Origin of the sequence: Acidovorax sp. ST3 (genome assembly GCF_003231145.1) — a bacterium.
GTDB lineage: Bacteria > Pseudomonadota > Gammaproteobacteria > Burkholderiales > Burkholderiaceae_C > Acidovorax.
Genome location: NZ_QKVP01000006.1, coordinates 523,927 through 544,433, shown reverse-complemented (window position 1 = coordinate 544,433; position 20,507 = coordinate 523,927). Strand labels below are relative to the sequence as shown.

Sequence of the window (20,507 nt, the reverse complement as noted above, 5' to 3'; positions counted from 1 at the left end):
AGGAAAGAGTCACTATGAAATCGCTACTCGACCTGTTCAAGCAATTCACGCCGGACGAGCATTTCGATGCCATCCGCATCGGCATGGCTTCTCCCGAGAAGATCCGTTCGTGGTCTTTCGGCGAAGTGAAGAAGCCCGAGACCATCAACTACCGCACGTTCAAGCCCGAGCGTGACGGCCTGTTCTGCGCCAAGATTTTTGGTCCCATCAAGGACTACGAATGCCTGTGCGGCAAGTACAAGCGCCTGAAGCACCGCGGTGTGATCTGCGAGAAGTGCGGCGTTGAAGTCACACAGACCAAGGTGCGCCGCGAGCGCATGGGTCACATCGACCTGGCCGCGCCCTGCGCCCACATCTGGTTCCTGAAGTCGCTGCCCTCGCGCCTGGGCCTGGTGCTGGACATGACGCTGCGCGACATCGAACGTGTGCTGTACTTCGAAGCTTATGTGGTGACCGACCCCGGCATGACCCCGCTGAAGAAGTTCAGCATCATGTCGGAGGACGACTACGACGCCAAGCGCAAGGAATACGGCGACGAGTTCATCGCCAAGATGGGCGCCGAAGGCATCAAGGACCTGCTGGAGTCCATCGACATCGACCTGTCGATCGAGAAGCTGCGTGGCGACCTGACCGGCTCCGAAGTCAAGGTCAAGAAGAACGCCAAGCGCCTGAAGGTGCTCGAAGCGTTCAAGAAGTCTGGCATCAAGCCCGAGTGGATGGTGCTGGAAGTGCTGCCCGTGCTGCCCCCGGACCTGCGTCCGCTGGTGCCGCTGGACGGCGGCCGCTTTGCCACGTCTGACCTGAACGACCTGTACCGCCGCGTCATCAACCGCAACTCGCGTCTGCGCCGCCTGCTGGAGCTGAAGGCCCCTGAAATCATCGCCCGCAACGAAAAGCGGATGCTGCAAGAGGCTGTCGATTCGCTGCTGGACAACGGCCGCCGTGGCAAGGCGATGACGGGCGCCAACAAGCGTGCCCTGAAGTCGCTGGCCGACATGATCAAGGGTAAGTCGGGCCGCTTCCGCCAGAACTTGCTGGGCAAGCGCGTGGACTACTCTGGTCGTTCCGTGATTACCGTGGGCCCAACGCTCAAGCTGCACCAGTGCGGTCTGCCTAAGCTGATGGCGCTGGAGCTGTTCAAGCCATTCATCTTCTCGCGCCTCGAAGCCATGGGCATCGCGACGACGATCAAGGCCGCCAAGAAGGAAGTCGAATCCGGCACCCCCGTGGTGTGGGACATCCTGGAAGAGGTCATCAAGGAACACCCCGTGATGCTGAACCGTGCGCCTACGCTGCACCGTTTGGGCATCCAGGCCTTTGAACCCATCCTGATCGAAGGCAAGGCCATCCAGCTGCACCCCCTCGTATGCGCGGCCTTCAACGCCGACTTCGACGGTGACCAGATGGCTGTCCACGTCCCGCTGTCGGTAGAGGCACAAATGGAAGCCCGCACGCTGATGCTGGCCTCCAACAACGTGCTGTTCCCCGCCTCGGGCGAACCCTCCATCGTGCCTTCGCAGGACGTGGTGCTGGGCTTGTACTACGCCACCCGTGACCGCATCAACGGCAAGGGCGAAGGCCTGGTGTTCGCTGACACCGGTGAAGTGCAGCGTGCGTTGGACGCCGGCCAGGTCGAACTGGCTGCCAAGATCACGGTGCGCATGACCGAGTGGACCAAGGACAAGGCCACGGGCGAATTCGTGCCCTCGACCTCGCTGGTGGAAACCACCGTGGGCCGCGCACTGCTGTCCGAGATCCTGCCCAAGGGCCTGCCGTTCAGCAATATGAACAAGGCGCTCAAGAAGAAGGAAATCTCACGCCTGATCAACGTGTCCTTCCGCAAGTGTGGTCTCAAGGAAACCGTGGTGTTTGCCGACAAGCTGCTGCAAAACGGCTTCCGTCTGGCCACGCGCGCTGGTATCTCCATTGCCATCGACGACATGCTCGTGCCGCCCCAAAAGGCCGGCATCATCGAGCGCTCCGAGAAGGAAGTGAAGGAGATCGAGCAGCAGTACGTGTCCGGTCTGGTCACGGCTGGCGAGCGCTACAACAAGGTGGTGGACATCTGGGGCAAGGCCGGCGATGAAGTGTCCAAGGTGATGATGGCCCAGCTGTCCAAGCAGAAGGTCACGGACCGCCACGGCAAGGAAGTGGACCAGGAGTCCTTCAACTCCATCTACATGATGGCCGACTCCGGTGCCCGCGGCTCTGCCGCCCAGATCCGTCAGGTGGCCGGTATGCGGGGTCTGATGGCCAAGCCAGACGGCTCGATCATCGAGACGCCCATTACCGCGAACTTCCGCGAAGGTCTGAACGTGCTGGAGTACTTCATCTCCACCCACGGTGCCCGTAAGGGTCTGGCCGACACGGCGCTGAAGACCGCCAACTCCGGTTATCTCACCCGCCGTCTGGTGGACGTGACGCAGGATCTGGTCGTGACCGAAGAGGATTGCGGCACTGCCAATGGTTCGCTGATGCGCGCCATCGTTGAAGGCGGTGAAGTGATCGAATCGCTGCGCGAACGTATCCTGGGCCGCACGGCGGCCGAAGACGTGCTGCACCCCGAGAACCGCTCGGTGCTGGTCGAAGCCGGCGTGATGCTGGACGAAGACCTGATCGAAGAGCTGGAAGCTGCTGGCGTGGACGAAGTGAAGGTGCGCACGGCCCTGACCTGCGAAACCCGCTACGGCCTCTGCGCCAAGTGCTACGGCCGCGACCTGGGCCGCGGTGGCCTGATCAACCTCGGCGAAGCCGTGGGTGTGATCGCCGCCCAGTCCATCGGCGAGCCCGGCACGCAGCTGACCATGCGTACGTTCCACATCGGTGGTGCCGCTTCGCGTGCTGCCATCGCGTCGAGCGTGGAAGCCAAGTCCAACGGCGTGATCGGCTTCAACGCCACGATGCGCTACGTGAGCAACACCAAGGGCGAGCTGGTGGTGATTGCGCGTTCGGGTGAAATCATCATCCAGGACGAGCATGGCCGCGAGCGCGAGCGTCACAAGGTGCCTTACGGCGCGACGCTGACGGTGAAGGCCGACCAGCAGATCAAGGCCGGCACGATCCTGGCCAACTGGGATCCGCTGACGCGCCCCATCATCACCGAGTTCGCCGGTCAGACCAAGTTCGAGAACGTCGAAGAAGGCCTTACGGTGGCCAAGCAGGTCGACGAAGTGACCGGTCTGTCCACGCTGGTGGTGATCGATCCGAAGCGCCGTGGTGCCGCCAAGGTGGTGCGTCCTCAGGTGAAGCTGATCGACGCCCAGGGCAACGAAGTGAAGATCCCTGGCACCGACCACTCGGTGACCATTGGCTTCCAGGTCGGCGCTCTGATCCAGGTGCGTGACGGTCAGGACGTGGGCCCCGGCGAAGTACTGGCGCGTATTCCGGTTGAAGGCCAGAAGACCCGCGACATTACCGGCGGTCTGCCCCGCGTGGCCGAGCTGTTCGAAGCCCGTACGCCGAAGGACAAGGGTACGCTGGCCGAAATGACCGGTACGGTGTCGTTCGGTAAGGAAACCAAGGGCAAGGTCCGCCTGCAGATCACCGACCCTGATGGCAAGGTGTGGGAAGAACTCGTGCCCAAGGAAAAGAACATCCTGGTGCACGAAGGCCAGGTGGTCAACAAGGGCGAATCGATTGTAGACGGCCCGGCCGACCCACAAGACATCCTGCGTTTGCTGGGTATCGAAGAACTCTCGCGCTACATCGTCGATGAAGTGCAGGACGTGTACCGCTTGCAGGGCGTGAAGATCAACGACAAGCACATCGAGGTGATCGTTCGCCAGATGCTGCGCCGCGTCGTGGTCGAGAACGTCGGCGAGTCGAACTACATTGCCGGCGAACAGGTCGAGCGTTCCGAGATCCTCAATACCAACGAGGCACTGCAAGCCGAGGGCAAGATCCCCGCGACCTACAGCAACTTGCTGCTGGGTATCACGAAGGCATCGCTGTCCACCGACTCGTTCATCTCGGCCGCTTCCTTCCAGGAAACGACCCGCGTGCTGACCGAAGCCGCGATCATGGGCAAGAAGGACGAACTGCGTGGCCTGAAGGAAAACGTGATCGTGGGCCGTCTGATCCCTGCCGGTACAGGTCTGGCCTACCACCAGGCACGCAAGGCCAAGGACGCCATGGACGACGCAGAGCGCCGCGCCATCGCCGAAGCCGAAGCCGCCGAAATGGCCGCCCAGTCGGACGCCTCGGATGTGGACAGTGGCAGCGTCACTGCCACTGACGCAGCGGCAGACTGATAGCAAACAGCAAGGCCTTCCCCAGGCCCTGCTGCGGTCGCCACAGCGCCCCCGTCCTGTCCCAGGCAGGCCGGGGGCGTTTTTGATGGACGTGTGTCTTTTCACCGTCCGTCGTTTGTTTCAATCTTCTGTTTTTCGGGCCGGAACGGGTGCAGCCGCATCTGCTCCGGCAACTGCGCATGCTGTGGTCGTCGCCCCTTTTCTGGATTGCTTTCGCCGTCTTTCTGTTCTGGGCCCTGGGGGCCTACAACCGTCTGATGCGCCTGCGCTCGGCTGTCGTGCAGTCGTTCGGCAGTTTTGACGCGCACATGGTGCGGCTGGTGGCTTTGCTTGGAGAGTTCGGGGCGGCGCAGACAGTACAGCGCGGTAGCTTGCTGGCCGATGCCGGGGCGCAAGAGCTGGCTGCGCTGCAGGGCGCCGTGACGCAATTCAGTGCCTCGCTGGCCGTAGCGCGCGCCCGCCCGTTGCAGGGCGATGCGGTGGCGGCGTTGGCGGCTGCCCGTGAGGTGCTGCGCGCGACCTGGGCCACGGCCTTGCAGAAATTGCTGGCCGACCCCGTACAGCCCACAGCGCTGACCCCGGCTGTCGATGCTGGTACGGGGGCACCCGGGGCTGTTCCCGTGGGCCTGTCCGTGTGGCAGGTCCGTTGGGAGGAACATGCGGTGCAAAACGAACAGGCGATTCGCGTATTCAACGAGGCCGTGGTGCAGTACAACGCCGCCATCGCCCAGTTTCCGGCCAGCCTGCTGGCCAGGGTGTTTGGCTTCAAGGCGGCCCGTGCGCTGTAACCCGTTGTCAGGATCACGATGACTCCACCTCCCCACCACCGCCCCCGCCGCGCTGCTGGCAACGCGCCGCGTCCGGCGCGCCCAGCCTCTGAGTCATCTCCGCAGGCGGGTTCTGCGGTGCAAAGGCCGGGTCCAGCGTCTTCTGCGGGGGGCGCGCCCGTGCCCCTGTGGCGGTTGCTCACGGCAGTGGCGGGCGCCTTGCAGGCAATCCGTGGTGGGCAGTCGGGCACAACAGCACTGGCGGCGGTGGATGCTGCGCTGCGCCCCGGTGTGCAGGCCTTGTTGTTCCAGGTCTTGCGCCAGGCCGGGCGGGCCGAGGCCCTGCGCCGACAGCTGGCCGCCCGCGCCCCCGCACCCGCCGCCGATGCCCTGCTGTGCAGCGCGCTGGCGCTGTGCTGGGACCCACAGGCCTCGCCCTACGAACCGTTCACCCTGGTGAACCAGGCGGTGGAGGCGGCCAAGCACCACTCCGCCACGCGCGCGCAGGCCTCGTTCATCAACGGCTGCCTGCGCCGCTTTCTGCGCGAGCGCGACGCCCTGGTGGTGGCCACCGACAACGACCCCGTGGCGCGCTGGAACCATCCGGCCTGGTGGGTGCAGCGCCTGCGCAAGGACCACCCCCAGCACTGGGAGCAGATCCTGCAGGCCAACAATGCCCACGCACCCATGGTGCTGCGGGTCAATGAACAAAAATGCACGGTGGCGCAATATCTACATGCCTTGAATGCTATCAATTTAGAAGCATCTGCCGTGGGTGAGCACGGTGTCGCCCTGTACCAGGCGGTGCCCGTGCAGTCGCTGCCGCACTTTGCCGAGGGCTGGGTGTCGGTGCAGGACGCCGCCGCCCAACAGGCGGCGCCTTTGCTGCTGCAAGGGTTGGACCTTAGCCAGCCCCTGCGCGTGCTCGATGCCTGTGCCGCCCCCGGCGGCAAGACAGCGCACCTGCTGGAGATGGCGGGGCCGCATTCTCCCCTGCAGGTCACGGCGCTGGAGATCGATGCCACGCGCAGCGCGCGTATTGGCGAAACCCTGCAGCGCCTCGGGCTGAAGGCCCAGGTCCTGGTGGCCGATGCGGCGCGCCCGCAAGACTGGTGGCAGTCAGAGTGTGGCGGGGTGCTGTTCGATGCCATCCTGCTGGACGCACCCTGCACAGCGTCCGGCATCGTACGGCGCCACCCGGATGTGCGCTGGCTGCGCCGTGAGTCCGACATCGCGCAGCTGGCGACCCAGCAGGCGGCCCTGCTCAAGGCGCTGTGGCCTCTGTTACAGCCCGGCGGACGCTTGCTGTATTGCACCTGTTCCGTCTTCCGGGCAGAGGGCGATGCCCAGGTGCAAACGTTTCTTGCACACAACACCGATGCGCAATTGGCACCGTCACCGGGCCATTTAATTCCCGGCAACGCGGACAACGGCGGGGCTGTCCCGGACAATCTGACCGGTGACCACGACGGCTTTTTTTACGCACTGTTGCAAAAATCGGCGCAATGAGCCACGGGGCGTGCGCTGGTGGTGGCTGTGCGCGTGGTTTGTACTGGTTTGGGGGACGGTGCTCTGCGGGGTGCCGCGGGCTGGGGCGGCCCAGGCCGCGTCCTCCGAGGTGGGCGACCTGCGCCTGGAGCGCGGGGACGATGGCCTGTACCTGAGCGCCAACCTGCAATTCGAACTGCCCGAGCTGGCCGAAGACGCCTTGCAAAAAGGCATCCCCATGTTCTTCGTGGCCGACGCCCAGGTGCTGCGCGACCGCTGGTACTGGTCGGACCGGCAGGTGGCCGAGACCACCCGGTATTTCCGTCTGAGCTACCAGCCACTCACCCGCCGGTGGCGCCTGAACATTTCTTCGACGCCTTTCACCAACAGTGGGCTGGGGGTGGTGCTGGGCCAGAACTTTGACAATTACGCCGATGCCCTGTCGTCGATTCAGCGGTTTTCACGCTGGAAGATCGCTGAACGCGATGTGATCGAGTCCGATGCCGTGCATACGGTGAACTTCCGCTTCCGCCTAGACATCTCACAGTTACCCCGTCCCTTCCAGATTGGCGCGGTAGGCCGGTCGGGCTGGAACCTGCTGGTCTCTCGCAGCCAGCGCCTGGGCGCAGAGCCCGTCAAGTGAGCACTTCCCCCCCAACCACCGGCGTTTCGGCATCCACCCACGCCACCGCCCGCCAGTCCCGCGCAGTGCGCTGGGCCGTAGGCGTCGGCGCGGCCATCATGTCGGCCATCGGCCTGGTGCTGCTGTTCTTGCTGACATTGGCCACCAACAACCGCGTACTGTATGAGCGCAACTACGCCTGGCTCTTTGGCGTCAACGTGTTTGTGGCATTGCTGCTGCTGCTGGTGTTGGGCTGGGTGGCGGTGCGCCTGGGCCTGCGCCTGCGCAAGGGGCGCTTTGGCAGCCGCCTGCTGGTCAAGCTGGCGGCCATCTTTGCGCTGGTGGGACTGATGCCGGGGCTGCTGATCTATGTGGTGTCCTACCAGTTCGTCACGCGCTCCATCGAAAGCTGGTTCGACGTGAAGGTGGAGGGGGCGCTGTCTGCGGGCGTCAACCTGGCCCGCGTGTCGCTGGACTCGCTGGCCACCGACATGGCGGCCAAAACCCGCAACGCCAGTGCCCAGGTAGCCCAGGTGCCCGATGCCGCTGCGGGCCTGGTGCTTGAGCGCATTCGCGACCAGCTGGGCGCGACCGACGTGGTGCTCTGGAACGCGTCCGGCCAAGCGGTCGCCAGCGCGGGGCAGTCGCGGTTCAGCCTGAACCCGGAGCGGCCCGGCGCGGCCTTGCTGCGCACGGCGCGCCAGCAGCGCGCCACCGCGCAGATCGAAGGGCTGGACGACATTGCCGACCCGGCCGCCGCGCAGAACGCACGGGTCAAGGTGCTGGCCCTGGTCAGCAGCCCCAGCGTAGGCCTGTTGATGGAACCGCGCTACCTGCAGGCCACCTTGCCCCTGCCGCCCGCGCTGGTAGCCAATGCCATTGCGGTGCAGGAGGCCAACCGCGAATACCAGGAGCGTGCGCTGGCCCGGGGCGGGTTGCGGCGCATGTATGTGGGCACGCTCACGTTGAGCCTGTTTCTGGCCGTGTTTGGCGCGGTGCTGCTGGCGGTGCTGCTGGGTAACCAGCTGGCCCGGCCCTTGTTGGTGCTGGCCGAGGGGGTGCGCGAGGTGGCTGCGGGCAACCTGAGCCCCAAGGCCGCTTTGCAGAGCAAGGACGAGCTGGGGGGGCTCACGCGCTCCTTCGCGCTGATGACCCAGCAGTTGGCGGATGCGCGCCAGGCGGTGGAGCAGAGCATGGGCGAGGTTGATGCCTCCCGCGCCAACCTGCAGACCATTCTGGACAACCTCACGGCGGGCGTCATCGTGCTGGACGCGCAAGGGCTGATCCGCTCCTCCAACCCGGGTGCTACCCGCATCCTGCGCGCCCCCATGGCCGCTTATGAAGGGAGGCCACTGTCTGAAGTGCCGGGCTTGGCGGAGTTTGCCGCGTCGGTCCAGGGCCATTTCGACGCGTTTCTGGGGGACCACGAACGTCACGGCCTGGACCATTGGCAGCAGCCATTCGAGTTGCATGCCTCCTCCGGCGGCGCCGGGCAACACGCCACCAGCCTGGTCGCACGGGGCGCTGAGCTGCCCGATGCCACCCGACTGTTGGTTTTTGACGACATTTCGGAGATCGTTTCGGCCCAGCGTGCGCAGGCCTGGGGCGAGGTGGCGCGCCGGCTGGCGCACGAAATCAAGAACCCGCTGACCCCCATCCAGCTGTCGGCCGAGCGGCTTGAAATGAAGCTGTCGGGCAAGCTGCCGGACGCTGAACAGGCCATCCTCGCCAAGTCCGTCAAGACCATCGTGGACCAGGTCGATGCCATGAAACGGCTGGTCAACGAGTTCCGCGATTACGCACGCTTGCCTGCCGCCGAACTGCATGCGTTGGACCTCAATGCACTGGTCGCCGACGTGCTTCATTTATATGGTGCAGAAAACGCCACCGTGCCTGTAGAGGCTGAGCTGGACCCGCGCTGCCCCTGGATTGCGGGCGATGCGCAGCAACTGCGCCAGGTCGTGCACAACCTGCTGCAGAACGCCCAGGACTCCACCGAACAGGCCCGCGCTGGGGCCTCTGAGCCCGTGCCGCCGGTGCGCATCAGCACCCGCTGGAGCGAATCGTCACGGCGCGTACGGCTCACTGTGTCGGACAGCGGCGGGGGCTTTCCGTCGCACATCCTGCAGCGCGCGTTCGAACCCTATGTCACCACCAAGCCGCGTGGCACTGGCCTCGGTTTGGCTGTGGTCAAAAAGATCGCAGATGAGCACGGAGCGCGCATCGAACTGTCCAACCGCACCGAAAACGACGTGGTGCGCGGCGCCCAAGTGTCGTTATCATTCGCCCCTGAACCAGCGGTGGCGTCATAACAACACCGCCCCGCAGTACCTCCCCAAGGCGCTTCAACACACATGGCAAACATTCTGGTGGTCGACGATGAGCTCGGCATTCGTGATCTGCTGTCGGAAATACTGAACGACGAAGGTCACAGCGTAGACCTCGCGGAAAATGCGACCCAGGCCCGAGCCGCCCGGGCAGGCAACAGCTATGACCTGGTACTGCTGGACATCTGGATGCCCGACACTGACGGCGTCTCGCTGCTCAAGGAATGGGCGACGGCGGGCGTGCTCACCATGCCGGTCATCATGATGAGTGGCCATGCCACCATCGATACGGCGGTGGAGGCCACGCGCATCGGCGCCTTCTCATTCCTCGAAAAGCCCATCACCCTGCAAAAGCTGCTCAAGGCCGTGGAGCAGGGCCTGGCCCGCAATGCCGCCCACCAAGCCGCGCCCGTGGCCGCCGTCGCTGCGCCCGCAGCCGCCCCGGCTGACCCGACCTTTTCGCAGCTGCCAGCCGTTTCGGCGGTGATGGCCGGGGTGGACCCCGGCCCGCACGCCCACCAGGGCTTCGACCTGGACCGCCCCCTGCGCGAAGCCCGCGACGGGTTCGAGAAGGCCTACTTCGAATTCCACCTGGCCCGCGAAGGCGGCTCCATGACCCGCGTGGCCGAAAAAACGGGCCTGGAGCGCACCCACCTGTACCGCAAGCTGCGCCAGCTGGGCGTGGATCTGGGGCGCGGTAAGCGTGGCTGATCAATTAATTTGTGCCTTTTGCTAGAAGCACTGTTTTTTCTGGCTATAATTTGAGGCTCAGGCCCGGTAGCTCAGTCGGTAGAGCAGAGGATTGAAAATCCTTGTGTCGGTGGTTCGATTCCGCCCCAGGCCACCAAATAAATTGCTTTGCAAATCAACAGGTTAGCAAAGTAGTTGCAAAACAAGCGGCCCGTCAAAACGGCCGCTTTTTTGTTTTCCTGTCACAGTTTTGGCAATGACGTTGGCAAAGCGGTGCGCAGCAACGGTCTGTGACGGTTGAGAACTGCGCTGCATTGCGCTGTAGAAGAACGGCCGTTGGATGTCCCTTCATGGGTACCAGACGGTCAGGGGCGGGGCATTGGCCGGCTCGCTGGACCATCCTCCCCACGTTCTTTTTCATGCGCGCTGAAAGGCAGCGTTTAGAAAGCGATACCTCTAAAGGCGTTCGCTTTCTGCCGGTGACTACACGCAACTCCATCTACTCGGAGTTGCTTCATGCAGACAGGAAATACAAAAGGCGCCATCCACGGCGTTGTAACCGCAGCCACTATTGACGTTGCGGCCACAAACCCCAACCAGCCCCCCGCGCCCAAAAAGCGCTCCCGGACAGACGCTACAGCCAAGGCCGTGAAGGTCGGCAAAACCTGGACAGCACGGCTGCGGCGCAGCGGCCATGACGTCTATGAAACTGGCCATAAGACGCGGGCTGATGCAGAGCTGGCCGCGGCCAGGGAGTTAGCCAAGCGCAAGGCACAGAGCGACCCGTTTGGTAAAGGTCCTAAGAAAACCAGCTTCGCGCTTGCGCTGCGTGACTACGCCACAGCGAAGCTGCCCTACATGAAAGGCGCGAAGCAGGAAATCAGTCGCATCAATGTGTACTTGCGCCTGGCCAAGCTTCCCACTATCAAGGTCATCCCGGTTGAGGGCAAGCACGTCCGCTTCAAAGTCGAGTTTGAACAATGGACCTCGGAACGCGCCGTCCCCAAAGGACTGGACGCTCATCGCAAGCAGCTTGTTGTCAAAACCGCTGATTCGATGCGTCTTCGCGCGGTGCTGGCAACGAAGATGGTTGCGGACATTTCTCGCTACGACATTCAGCAACTTGTGAACAAAATGCGCGAAGAAGGCAGTGAGGCGGCCACGATAGGTCTGGAGCGTTCATTGCTGAGGGCATTCTTCAATTACGCACACAAGAAATGGTCGTGGGATGTTCCCGACAACCCGGCCACCGGCATCGATATGCCGGCCGTCAACAACGCCCGCGAACGCGTGCTGTCGGAAGAAGAGCAGATTCGACTCGATGAAGCTTTGTCTGAGTGCAGGAACCGCCTTGTTCTGCCGGTGATGACACTGTTGCGTGAGACCGCGATGCGCGCCTCCGAACCCCTCGACCACGCGACCTGGGGTGACGTGAACTGGGACGAGTGCATTCTGAAACTGCGTGATTCGAAAACCGACAAGCGCGATGTTCCGTTGTCCCCAGCCGCCTTGCAGGCACTGCGTGATATCGGCCCTGGCGAACCTGACGAGAAGATTGTGAAAGTCACCTACGAATCGCTTCGGGCCGCTTGGGGCCGTGCTTGTCAGCGCGCGAACATCAAAGACCTCAACATCCACGACCTCAGGCACACCGGAGCTACGCGGATGGCGCTGAAGACCGCGAATATCTTTCTTGTGCAGGCGCTGACAGGACACAAGACGCTGCAGATGGTTGAGCGCTATGTGAACGTCAAGGCAGCTGATGCTGTGAAGGTGTTGCATGCGCCTGATGCTCCGGCGCCTCAACCCGCGGAAGATTCAAAAAAAGCGGGGATGAAAGAAGCGGGCGTTGTGCTATCGCCCGCGCAGGTCGCTTTGATTGCCAATGCCGTTGTTCAAGCGACGTCGAGTGCCGCTGCCACCAAGGTCGCCGCTGATGACGCGGCCACCTACTCACAGGCCGCAGACCAGCCGCAAGCCCGCGCGGGGGACAGGGGCGGCTACATCATTGATTTCCATGCGGCGCGCCAGCGCCGGGCTGTGGGGCGCTGACGCTCGCGTCATACAGGCGACCCTGCAGAGCCGGTCAATGCGCTGTGCGTGTACCCGTCAGCGCATCCATTTCCGTCATTTTTTGGGGGTCGCTATACGCAATGCATTTCCGAATGGTTTGGAGTGCATTTTGAAAAGGACATGAGATGGAAAACAAGGCGGAATTTTTCCGAAAAATGTTGGCCGTGGGGCGCGAACAGCAGCTGTATTCCGAGGGGCGGTTGATGTCACCGGCGCAAGTTGCTGCGGGGCTTTCTGCGCAAACACAGAGCAACCAAATCTTGGAAGGTTGGTTTTTGTGCGGTGAGTTGCATCCGGTGTTGTTCTCATTGGTGAAGGCGGGTTTGCAAGCGCAGCCGCTGATTCTGGTGAAACCAGGCGCCCTGGGCGTAGAGTATTTTTTGTACGCACAGCGATTTGGCAGGTGGCAGCACAGGTTCTTGATGCCACTCGTGGGCGATTCTGCAAAGCAGTGTCTTTCTGAGACCCAATACACGGGGATTGGTATCTCGTTCTCAACAGTGAGTGCGGGGGATGCGGTAGTTTCCAGGCTTGCGCCGCGTGAGCAATGGAAGCCGTTGTTCGACCGCCAGGTCCCGTCACGACTTGAACGCCAGAAAGTCAACGCGTTCACCGATGAGCTGACGCATGTTGCGCTTCATCTGCTGAAACCGGGTGCGTTGAAAACGGAGTCGGTGGGTATTGAGAGAGCTTGTGTGACCGTGGTTTACACCGACGAGCTCGCAGAACAGGTGAAAGCTGCCGTTGGTCGGTAGCCGTTAGAAAGTGAAACTGACTTGATTGAAAACCTCCACGACCGATAGGGCGTGGAGGTTTTTTTGCATGGCAGGCTAGATGTTCAATTCAGCCGGTGGCTGGCGTTCGTCTTTGAGTCCAGCTTCTTTGGAGCCACCTGGGATTCAGGGTTGCCAGTTTTCTTGTGCGGCAAACAGCTGGCGCTGCCACGTCACGACCACTCTCTCTGTCCAGTAAACACATCGGCCGATGCGGACGCCACCCGGAAACTCGCCGGAGTGGACGAGGTTCTCGATGGTTCTCACGGAGACGCCCATGCGTTTTGCTAACTGCTGTTTGTTCAGCAATGGAAGGGGAGCAGAGATAGCAGGGGCGTGAGTTGGTAGGTGGGCGACGGTCATGCCGGTTCTCAAATATTGAAGTTGAAAACACGTATAGCCATCGGTCTGCAGTCCCAAAATTTAGGAAATCAGGGTGTCTGTCCCTAAAGCGCTAGAGAGCTCGGCTGTGGCGGCGTCATAGTGGACTCGCAGTCCATCCATGGGCGATACATGGCCATACTCTTTGATGACCGTTCGCAGATGGTCATTCAACAAGTGAGCGACCAGTTGAAACGCGCCGGGGGAGCGTTTGAGATAGTCCGTCGCAACGATATGGCGAAACGCGTGCGGCCCGAACGGTGGGCGGCCCCCATGCAAGCCAAGCGTGATGATGCGAACGCGCGTCGAGATTGCACCTGAGTTCCACTTGCCCGGTGTTTGAGGAACTGGGGTGCCGGTGCGGTCTGTATCGGTTTGATTCGCGAATTTTTCTGGCAGAAACACGTAGTCGCCGTCAGCGGCCCCGGCTAACAGAGGACGGCCGTCTTTCAAGTAGTCTGTGATGGCTTGCCCGACGAATTCTGGAAGGCTTACGTCATAGTCGCCGGGACTGTTTTTGAATTCAGCTGCACTACACCGGTAGTGCCATGTCCCTTCGGCAGTCTGGTATAGATGTCCGGTGTTGTCGCGTCTGTAAGTCATGGTTGCGAAGTGACTGACGCGCAGTGGGTTGGCGATGAGCCAGGAGAGCAGGAGAACGTCGCGCAGCCAGACCGCATAGCGCTTCGTGCCGACGCACCAAGGCGGATTCTGCTTCAGTGTCGCCAACATAGCAGTCACCGCACTCAGCGGTTGAGGGAGCGCGAGGATGTCGGCGATGGGCTCTTGCGGGTCTCTTGATTTGACGCAGGCTTTACTCGTTGTGATGGTTTTGGCTTGTTTTTCGTACTGCTCCCAAACGGTCTTGCAGCGTGCCTGCCATGCCGTCGCTAGCGCTTCGGGTGCCATATTGTTGGGATTGAAACCAAACGGCCGGTCTTGCTCGGCAAATGCCAGCGCGAGTTGTGGATTCAGCCAAAGCCAGCCGGTCCCGGGTCGCAGTAGAGACGCTGCGCAGTGCAGGATTTGTGCGATACCTCGATGAATTTTGTTGTCCGAGCGCCGCTGCATCCAGGCCAGAAACTGCAGCATGAGCGCATCGTTCAGCAACCAGGCGAGCGTCCCGATGCGCTCGACAGGCAGGCCTTTTCCTCCATGCTTGGGTTCTAGCGCGAGCCAGGAGAGGTACCGGGAAATATAGGTCCAGGCGGCGTTTGCTGCGGGCACCGCTTGGCCCGCGTACAGCTCGCTCCAGTCGAGCTTGTGGCCAATCATTTCGATGGGCTTGCAGCGCCAGATTTCGCGCGGAGAAGCACGCTCGCGAAACGGATTCGTTTTGTGCGCCATCAGCAGTTGCCACTCCGCGCGAATCGAATCAGGCGGCGCAATCAAGTAGTTGAGGCGATATTCACGCTTGCGTTGTCGGCGCAGACGCTCGGCATACTGTGTCGGTTGATTCTTTTGTTCTTTCGCAGCTCGCGTGACTTGATGGCGCTTGATGGTGTAGCCCAAGCGCTGCGCGAGTGTCGACTCCGGCAGGCGCAATGCGGCTTCCAGCTTTTTGATGTTTTGTTCAGCGTTCCGCGTCGGTTGGTGAGTGCCTTCGCGCCAAAATTTGAGCGTCGTGTCTGCGATGCCCGTCTCTTTGCTGAGGTACTTGTTGGTAACGCCGCGCCGCTCAATGGCTTCGTTGAGTGCGGCCTTGAAATCACTCGGTAGTTCCGATTTGCCCGCAAGTTCCACGACTAGTTCGCGCCACTGGAGAAGAAATTCGAGTCTGTCTTGAATGGTTCGCTTTGCTAGCCCTTGCCGTGTCATCTGCTCCTGCCAGGCAAAAACAGAGTGGTCGAATCCGATGTCGAGTTCTGAACCCACCGTGCCTTCATCTTTGTGTCGACAGAAAAGCATGAACTGGTTCAATGCAGAAAGTCGGTTCCGAACGACTAAGGCGCTGCAAGATTGCTGGAACTTGTGAGCGCCAAATTCCTTGAGTTCGCCATACGTCGGCTGACGTTGTGGGAGGGATACGGATGTGGTCGAAGCGATGTTGTGCATGAATACTCTGGGTAGATGTCTTGAATAACGTCGGACGTGAGCGCCTTGTCACGGAAGGTGCGCGTAACCCATTGATTTGCAATGACTTACTGGAAGTGCGACACAAGCTTCGTGTCGATGCCCCCAACGTTAACTCCGTGATTTGCCCCTCGCGTCCTTGGCGGACGTCTTTGCATGTAGCTACCCGCGACAGCGTTTTTTTGGCGTGGGGCTACAACAACGACACTTCGTATAGCGACGTCTACTTTTTTTAGAGGTGTGATTTCTTCGGGTCTATAAAGCGCGCTGCCCTTTAGCCGAGCCAGGTGGTGCAGCGAACGCCCGATGGCATGCGACCACGCGGTGCCGTGAGGTGTGCCCAAGCAGGAGATGGAGTCAAGAAAAGCGGATTGCCGCTCCGCATGGCCATTTTTGGGCCTATTCGGTTGGAGCGTACAGACAGCCCTCGCCGAGCGAAGAGAGAGACGAACAGTCGTCCCAGGACTGGCTCTGAATGCGGAATCAGCCGCCCCGTGTGGGGGCGGTGGTGGCCTGGCTAGTTATGTGCGAGATGACTCTCGAATGAGGCCACAGGGCGCTATTGGTCAGCAGCAGCAGCATCGCTGCGCGAACCATGAGTGGGAACGCTCAAACTAGCGAAATGATTCGCCGACTTTCTTCATGCACCAATCGATTTCTGCGGGCGAGAGGTCCCAACCCTTTTGGCGGACTGATGAGTCCACTTTCTGCAGCAGCTGGGTTATCGGTTCATCAGGATACTGCTGCTGCTTTTTGCGGGTGTAGCCTACAAGCTGATTGACGAGGTCAGCACAGATGTCGTATCGGACCTCCACTTCCTCTGGCGTGAGCCCACCAACGTACACGCCATCGATAAGTCGGACGGCTAACTTGGGTTGAGCGCCGCCAAGGCTGACAAGGTGGCCCTGACGGGGAAAATCCTCGGGAACGTTCATGATGGGTTTCCTAGCTGCTTCAGTTTTTCAACAATTGAGGCAGTGACTTCAGGGGCTCCAATTCCTTCGTCCGGGTCTGTGCGAACGTAGTTCTCCAGGCACCACAACGGCCAGTCTTCCCACGTGTCATCCAGTGCGAGCCATTGCGCTGGTTTGCGGCGGGTGACGTCCAGCCACACCTGCATGCCCCGTGGGTGGGAATCAAATTCTTGTGCGTTCATCCTGGTGTGAAACGTTGCGCCGATGACCCTTTCTCTCAGCGACGGTGGCAGCCGCTTTTCGGTCCTTGAATAGCCGAGGCGCACTACCCAGGATGTGCTGAGCACTATGCGGATTTCGGGGTAGGGACGCATGAGCTCTTCCAGGAGCTCCACATGCTCGAAGAGCCGATACTTCGCAGGGGCTCGCAGATACGCACCCCGTCGGGGATGCCAGTAGCAGTTTTCGTGGTGGAGTACGCCATCGAAGTCCAGGTACAGAACGCAGCTGCCTTGGCCCTTCACGATGTCGTCCCCATGGCTCGCTTCAGACCCAAGCGGGGCCAGGTTTCCGTATTTTTCAGGGCTTGCCGTAGTGATGTCATGCCCAAAATTTGACTACGAACAGACCTTTTTGGGAACGGATGCTGATAGCTGTGTGCACCTCAACTGTCAGAACTCTGGCCCCTGCACAGAGGCGTCTCTACCAACTGCTGTGACTATGCTGTACCAGGCGAACGGAGGTGATGGTTCTAGTGGCTGGTCAACATCCCTCAGTCCTGTGTTTGGGGAGAAATAGATGCTTGTGGTGGGGTGAGCCCAGCCCTCCTGCACAAGGGCAGGACGACCTTCAGACCCGATGCTTAGTGGAGCCGGTATCACCCGTCAGCCATTCGTCTATGGGTGCTAACTTCGCCGCCCATCCCGGTATCTCAAGACTGTCCCACAGCACCAGGTTTCCCGTGACCGCTGCCGTGTTGAAGCCGACCAGTCACGCGGTATGCAGTTTTTGCTGCCTACGCTCCGTATAGCAACCTCTCCGCAATTTTTTAAATTTGGTACACGCCGTGTGTTGCCGAGGCGGGGGACTGGCGTTTCTTTCTTTGACCAAGTGGCACTGCACGGGTAACGTTCACTGGCTTGGGCGAGCATGACGTCTCTGTCGAAAACGTGCGGTTAAGCTACTTCCAACTGATTTTTGAAACCATTTGCAAATGCTCCCGTTCGCTCCCGGCTCCCGCGCTGTCATCCGTGACGAAGAATGGCTCATCCGACGTATCGACCCCTCCACCGATGGCGGCTGGCTCCTCAGCTGTGATGGCATTTCCGACCTGGTGCGGGGACAGTCGGCACTCTTCCTGACCGAGCTGGAAGACACCATCGAGGTACTCGACCCCGCCAAGACCGAACTGGTGCCCGACACCAGCCCGACCTACAACGCCACCGTGTTGTACCTGGAGAGCCTGCGTCGGCGCAGCGTGGCCAACGACGAGAAGATTCACCTCGGCCACCGCGGCGTGATGAACCTGGTGCCTTACCAGCTCGACCCGGCCCTGCAGGCGCTGAAACAACCCCGCTCGCGCATCCTGATTGCCGACTCCGTCGGCCTGGGCAAAACGCTGGAAGCCGGCATCCTGGCCACCGAACTGATTCAGCGTGGGCGGGGCAAACGCATCCTGGTGGTCACCCAAAAGGCCATGCTCACCCAGTTCCAGAAGGAATGGTGGAGCCGCTTCTCCATCCCACTGGTGCGGCTCGATTCGGTGGGACTGGCGCGGGTGCGCAACCGCATCCCGGCCAACCACAACCCGTTCAACTACTTCGACCGCAGCATCATCTCTATCGATACGCTCAAGAGCAACCTGGAGTACCGCAACTACCTCGAAAACGCCTGGTGGGACATCATCGTCATCGACGAATGCCACAACGTGGCCGCCAGGGCAGGGGAGTCGGGTCTGTCGCGCCGCGCACGGCTGGCGCGGTTGCTGTCCAACCGGTCGGACACACTCATGCTGCTCTCGGCCACACCGCACGATGGCTCCGCGCGCAGCTTTGCCTCGTTGATGAGCCTGCTGGACCCCACCGCTATTGCCGACCCCGACCACTACACGCCCGACGACTTTCGCAGCAAGGGCCTGGTCATCCGCCGATTCAAGAAGGACATCAAAGACCAGGTGCAGGCCGACTTCCAGGAGCGCAAGACCATCTGCCTGCGCCAGCCGGCCAGCGCCCAAGAAGAAGCCGCCTACCGCGCCTTGCTCGACGTGGCCTTCACCCAAGGTGGCCAGCACAAGGCTGGGCGCCAGCAAGAGCTGCAGCGCATCAGCCTGCAAAAGGGCCTGTTCTCCAGCCCGGCCGCAGCGCTTGAATCCACGCTCAAGCGCATGGAGCTACTTTCCAACAAGTCCAGCCCCACGCAAGAAGAACGCACCGAAGTACGCGGCTTGGAAGAGCTGGCCCACAGCCTGCGCGCGTTGACCACAGACGCTTCCGCCACCAGCTTCAGCAAATACCAGCGCCTGCTGGCCCACCTGCGCTCGCCCGAATTCGCCTGGAGAACCAACGACGCGTCAGACCGCCTCGTCATCTTCTCGGAGCGCATTGAAACCCTGCGCTGGCTGCAACAGCAGCTTGCTGCCGACCTGAAAATGAAGCCCAACCAGTTGGCCGTGCTGCACGGCCAGATGGCCGACACCGAACAACAAGAACTGGTGGACCGCTTTGGCCGCCTGGACGACCCCATCCGCATCCTGCTGTGCTCCGACGTGGCCAGCGAGGGCCTCAACCTGCACTACTTCTGCCACCGCTTGGTGCACTTCGACCTGCCCTGGTCGCTGATGGTGTTCCAGCAGCGCAATGGCCGGGTGGACCGCTACGGCCAAAAGCACCAGCCGCAAATCGTTTACCTCTTCACCGAGGCCACCACCGACAAAATCAAGGGCGACCTGCGCATCCTCGAAATCCTGGCCGCCAAAGACGAGCAGGCCGCCCTCAACCTGGGCGACCCCTCCGCCTTCCTCAACGTCTTCGACCCCGACAAAGAGGTGGAGAAAGTCGCCGACTTCATGGCCCAGGGCATGAGCCCCGAGCAGGTCGAAACCAGGCTGGATACCGCCGCTTCGGAGGAAGACGACAACGAAGGCGACTACCTGCTCAGCCTGTTCGGTGGCGACGAAGCCCCGGCACCTGTCAGCAGCACTGCCCAGATTGACGAGCCCACCTCCCTGTTCGACAGCGACTACCACTACACCAAGACCGCGCTCACCCAGCTCAACCAGGTGGACACCTTGTGCCAGTGGACGGCCCACGACGCCGAGAAAATCATTGCCCTCACCGCGCCGCGTGACCTGCAAGAGCGCCTCAAGCAACTGCCGCGCGAAGTGCAGGCCGACAACGACCTGTATTCCCTGTGCGCAAGCCCCGAGCGCATGGCCGCCGCCATCGAAACCGCTCGCCAGGCCCGCGCTGAAGAAGACACCTGGCCGCAGCTGCACTACCTGTGGCCCCAACACCCCATCATGGACTGGATTGGCGACCGCGTGCTCACCCACTTCGGCCGCCACCGAGCGCCCCTGCTGCAAAGCGGCAAGCTGCAGCCGCAAGAGCAGGCCTTCATCCTCATGAGCATGGTGCCCAACCGCAAAGGCCAGCCCCTGCTGGTGGAATGGCAGGTGGCGCACCGCATTGGCAACGGCCCCTTCGCGCTGGAGTCGTTCGATGCCTTTGCCGCCCGCGCCGGCCTGCGTGCCAACGGCCTGCCCAACCGGGGCCACACCGATGGGCTGGACGCCACCTGCGCCGCCATGCAGCAAGCCTTGCCCATGGCGGTGGAGGCAATGCACGCCCACATGCTCGCCAAGCAGGCCACCTTTGCCAGCCAATTGAGCGAACGCCTGCAAGGCACCCTGGCCGAACTGCAGCGCCTGCAAGGCCGCCAGGTGCAGCAGCTCACCCTTGACCTGGAAAAGCAGCTAGAGACCGTCAAGCGCGGACGCTTCGAACAGCGGAGTCAGCAAATCAACCGCGTGTTTGACGACTACCGCCAATGGGTGCAAGACACCCTCACCACCGAACCCCAGCCCTGGATACAAGTGCTCGCCGCTGTGTGCCACCCCCAAGCTGCCCTTGCCGCCACCGCCGGAGCCTGACC

The 20,507-nt window shown here is 61.8% G+C and carries 13 protein-coding genes and 1 tRNA gene; 10 read left to right on the top strand and 4 right to left on the bottom strand.

The annotated features are described in order from the left end of the window. Positions 1–14: 14 nt before the first annotated feature. The 9 genes from rpoC to DNK89_RS21090 all read left to right on the top strand — a co-directional run bounded on the left by rpoC (position 15) and on the right by DNK89_RS21090 (position 12,972). On the top strand, positions 15–4,250 hold the full coding sequence (rpoC, locus tag DNK89_RS21130; RefSeq protein ID WP_060986602.1) for a DNA-directed RNA polymerase subunit beta': 4,236 nt from the start codon (positions 15–17) through the stop codon (positions 4,248–4,250). Between the two features lie 179 nt (positions 4,251–4,429). Next, a complete protein-coding gene (locus tag DNK89_RS21125; protein WP_060986606.1) occupies positions 4,430–5,038 on the top strand; it encodes a LemA family protein in 609 nt (202 codons plus the stop codon). Between the two features lie 159 nt (positions 5,039–5,197). Beyond that, positions 5,198–6,526 carry a 16S rRNA (cytosine(967)-C(5))-methyltransferase RsmB gene (gene rsmB, locus DNK89_RS21120; RefSeq protein WP_203422417.1) on the top strand — a complete coding sequence of 443 codons (1,329 nt, stop codon included), beginning with the start codon at positions 5,198–5,200 and terminating at the stop codon, positions 6,524–6,526. A 70-nt stretch (positions 6,527–6,596) separates the two neighbouring features. Continuing rightward, complete coding sequence (locus tag DNK89_RS21115; RefSeq protein WP_203422405.1) at positions 6,597–7,148, top strand: DUF4390 domain-containing protein; 552 nt, start codon at positions 6,597–6,599, stop codon at positions 7,146–7,148. Continuing rightward, positions 7,145–9,439: an ATP-binding protein gene (locus DNK89_RS21110; RefSeq protein WP_110961697.1), complete on the top strand. Its 2,295-nt coding sequence runs from the start codon at positions 7,145–7,147 to the stop codon at positions 9,437–9,439. The genes DNK89_RS21115 and DNK89_RS21110 overlap by 4 nt, the downstream gene beginning before the upstream one ends. A 42-nt stretch (positions 9,440–9,481) precedes the next feature. Continuing rightward, positions 9,482–10,165, top strand: coding sequence for a response regulator (locus tag DNK89_RS21105; protein ID WP_015012241.1), 684 nt, complete (start codon positions 9,482–9,484; stop codon positions 10,163–10,165). A 60-nt stretch (positions 10,166–10,225) separates the two neighbouring features. Continuing rightward, a tRNA-Phe gene (locus DNK89_RS21100) sits at positions 10,226–10,301 on the top strand. A gap of 359 nt (positions 10,302–10,660) precedes the next feature. Further along, positions 10,661–12,196 carry a site-specific integrase gene (locus DNK89_RS21095; protein WP_110961696.1) on the top strand — a complete coding sequence of 512 codons (1,536 nt, stop codon included), beginning with the start codon at positions 10,661–10,663 and terminating at the stop codon, positions 12,194–12,196. Positions 12,197–12,342: 146 nt separating this feature from the next. Further along, the gene (locus DNK89_RS21090; RefSeq protein ID WP_110961695.1) at positions 12,343–12,972 is read left to right on the top strand and encodes a hypothetical protein; all 630 of its coding nucleotides are present in this window, start codon (positions 12,343–12,345) and stop codon (positions 12,970–12,972) included. A gap of 144 nt (positions 12,973–13,116) precedes the next feature. Here the strand turns inward: DNK89_RS21090 and DNK89_RS21085 are convergent, their stop codons facing one another. The 4 genes from DNK89_RS21085 to DNK89_RS21070 form a co-directional block, all read right to left on the bottom strand. Beyond that, positions 13,117–13,353: an AlpA family transcriptional regulator gene (locus DNK89_RS21085; protein ID WP_110961694.1), complete on the bottom strand. Its 237-nt coding sequence runs from the start codon at positions 13,351–13,353 to the stop codon at positions 13,117–13,119. Between the two features lie 60 nt (positions 13,354–13,413). Beyond that, positions 13,414–15,426, bottom strand: coding sequence for a hypothetical protein (locus tag DNK89_RS21080; RefSeq protein ID WP_153064311.1), 2,013 nt, complete (start codon positions 15,424–15,426; stop codon positions 13,414–13,416). A 632-nt stretch (positions 15,427–16,058) separates the two neighbouring features. Further along, complete coding sequence (locus DNK89_RS21075; protein WP_110961692.1) at positions 16,059–16,379, bottom strand: hypothetical protein; 321 nt, start codon at positions 16,377–16,379, stop codon at positions 16,059–16,061. Then, entirely contained in the window at positions 16,376–16,882 is a 507-nt protein-coding gene (locus tag DNK89_RS21070) for an HAD domain-containing protein (RefSeq protein ID WP_110961691.1), read from the bottom strand. The genes DNK89_RS21075 and DNK89_RS21070 overlap by 4 nt, the downstream gene beginning before the upstream one ends. A 689-nt stretch (positions 16,883–17,571) precedes the next feature. Here DNK89_RS21070 and DNK89_RS21065 point away from each other — a divergent pair. Continuing rightward, positions 17,572–20,505, top strand: a complete 2,934-nt coding sequence (locus tag DNK89_RS21065) for a DEAD/DEAH box helicase (protein ID WP_110961690.1) — start codon at positions 17,572–17,574, stop codon at positions 20,503–20,505. Positions 20,506–20,507 lie beyond the last annotated feature (2 nt).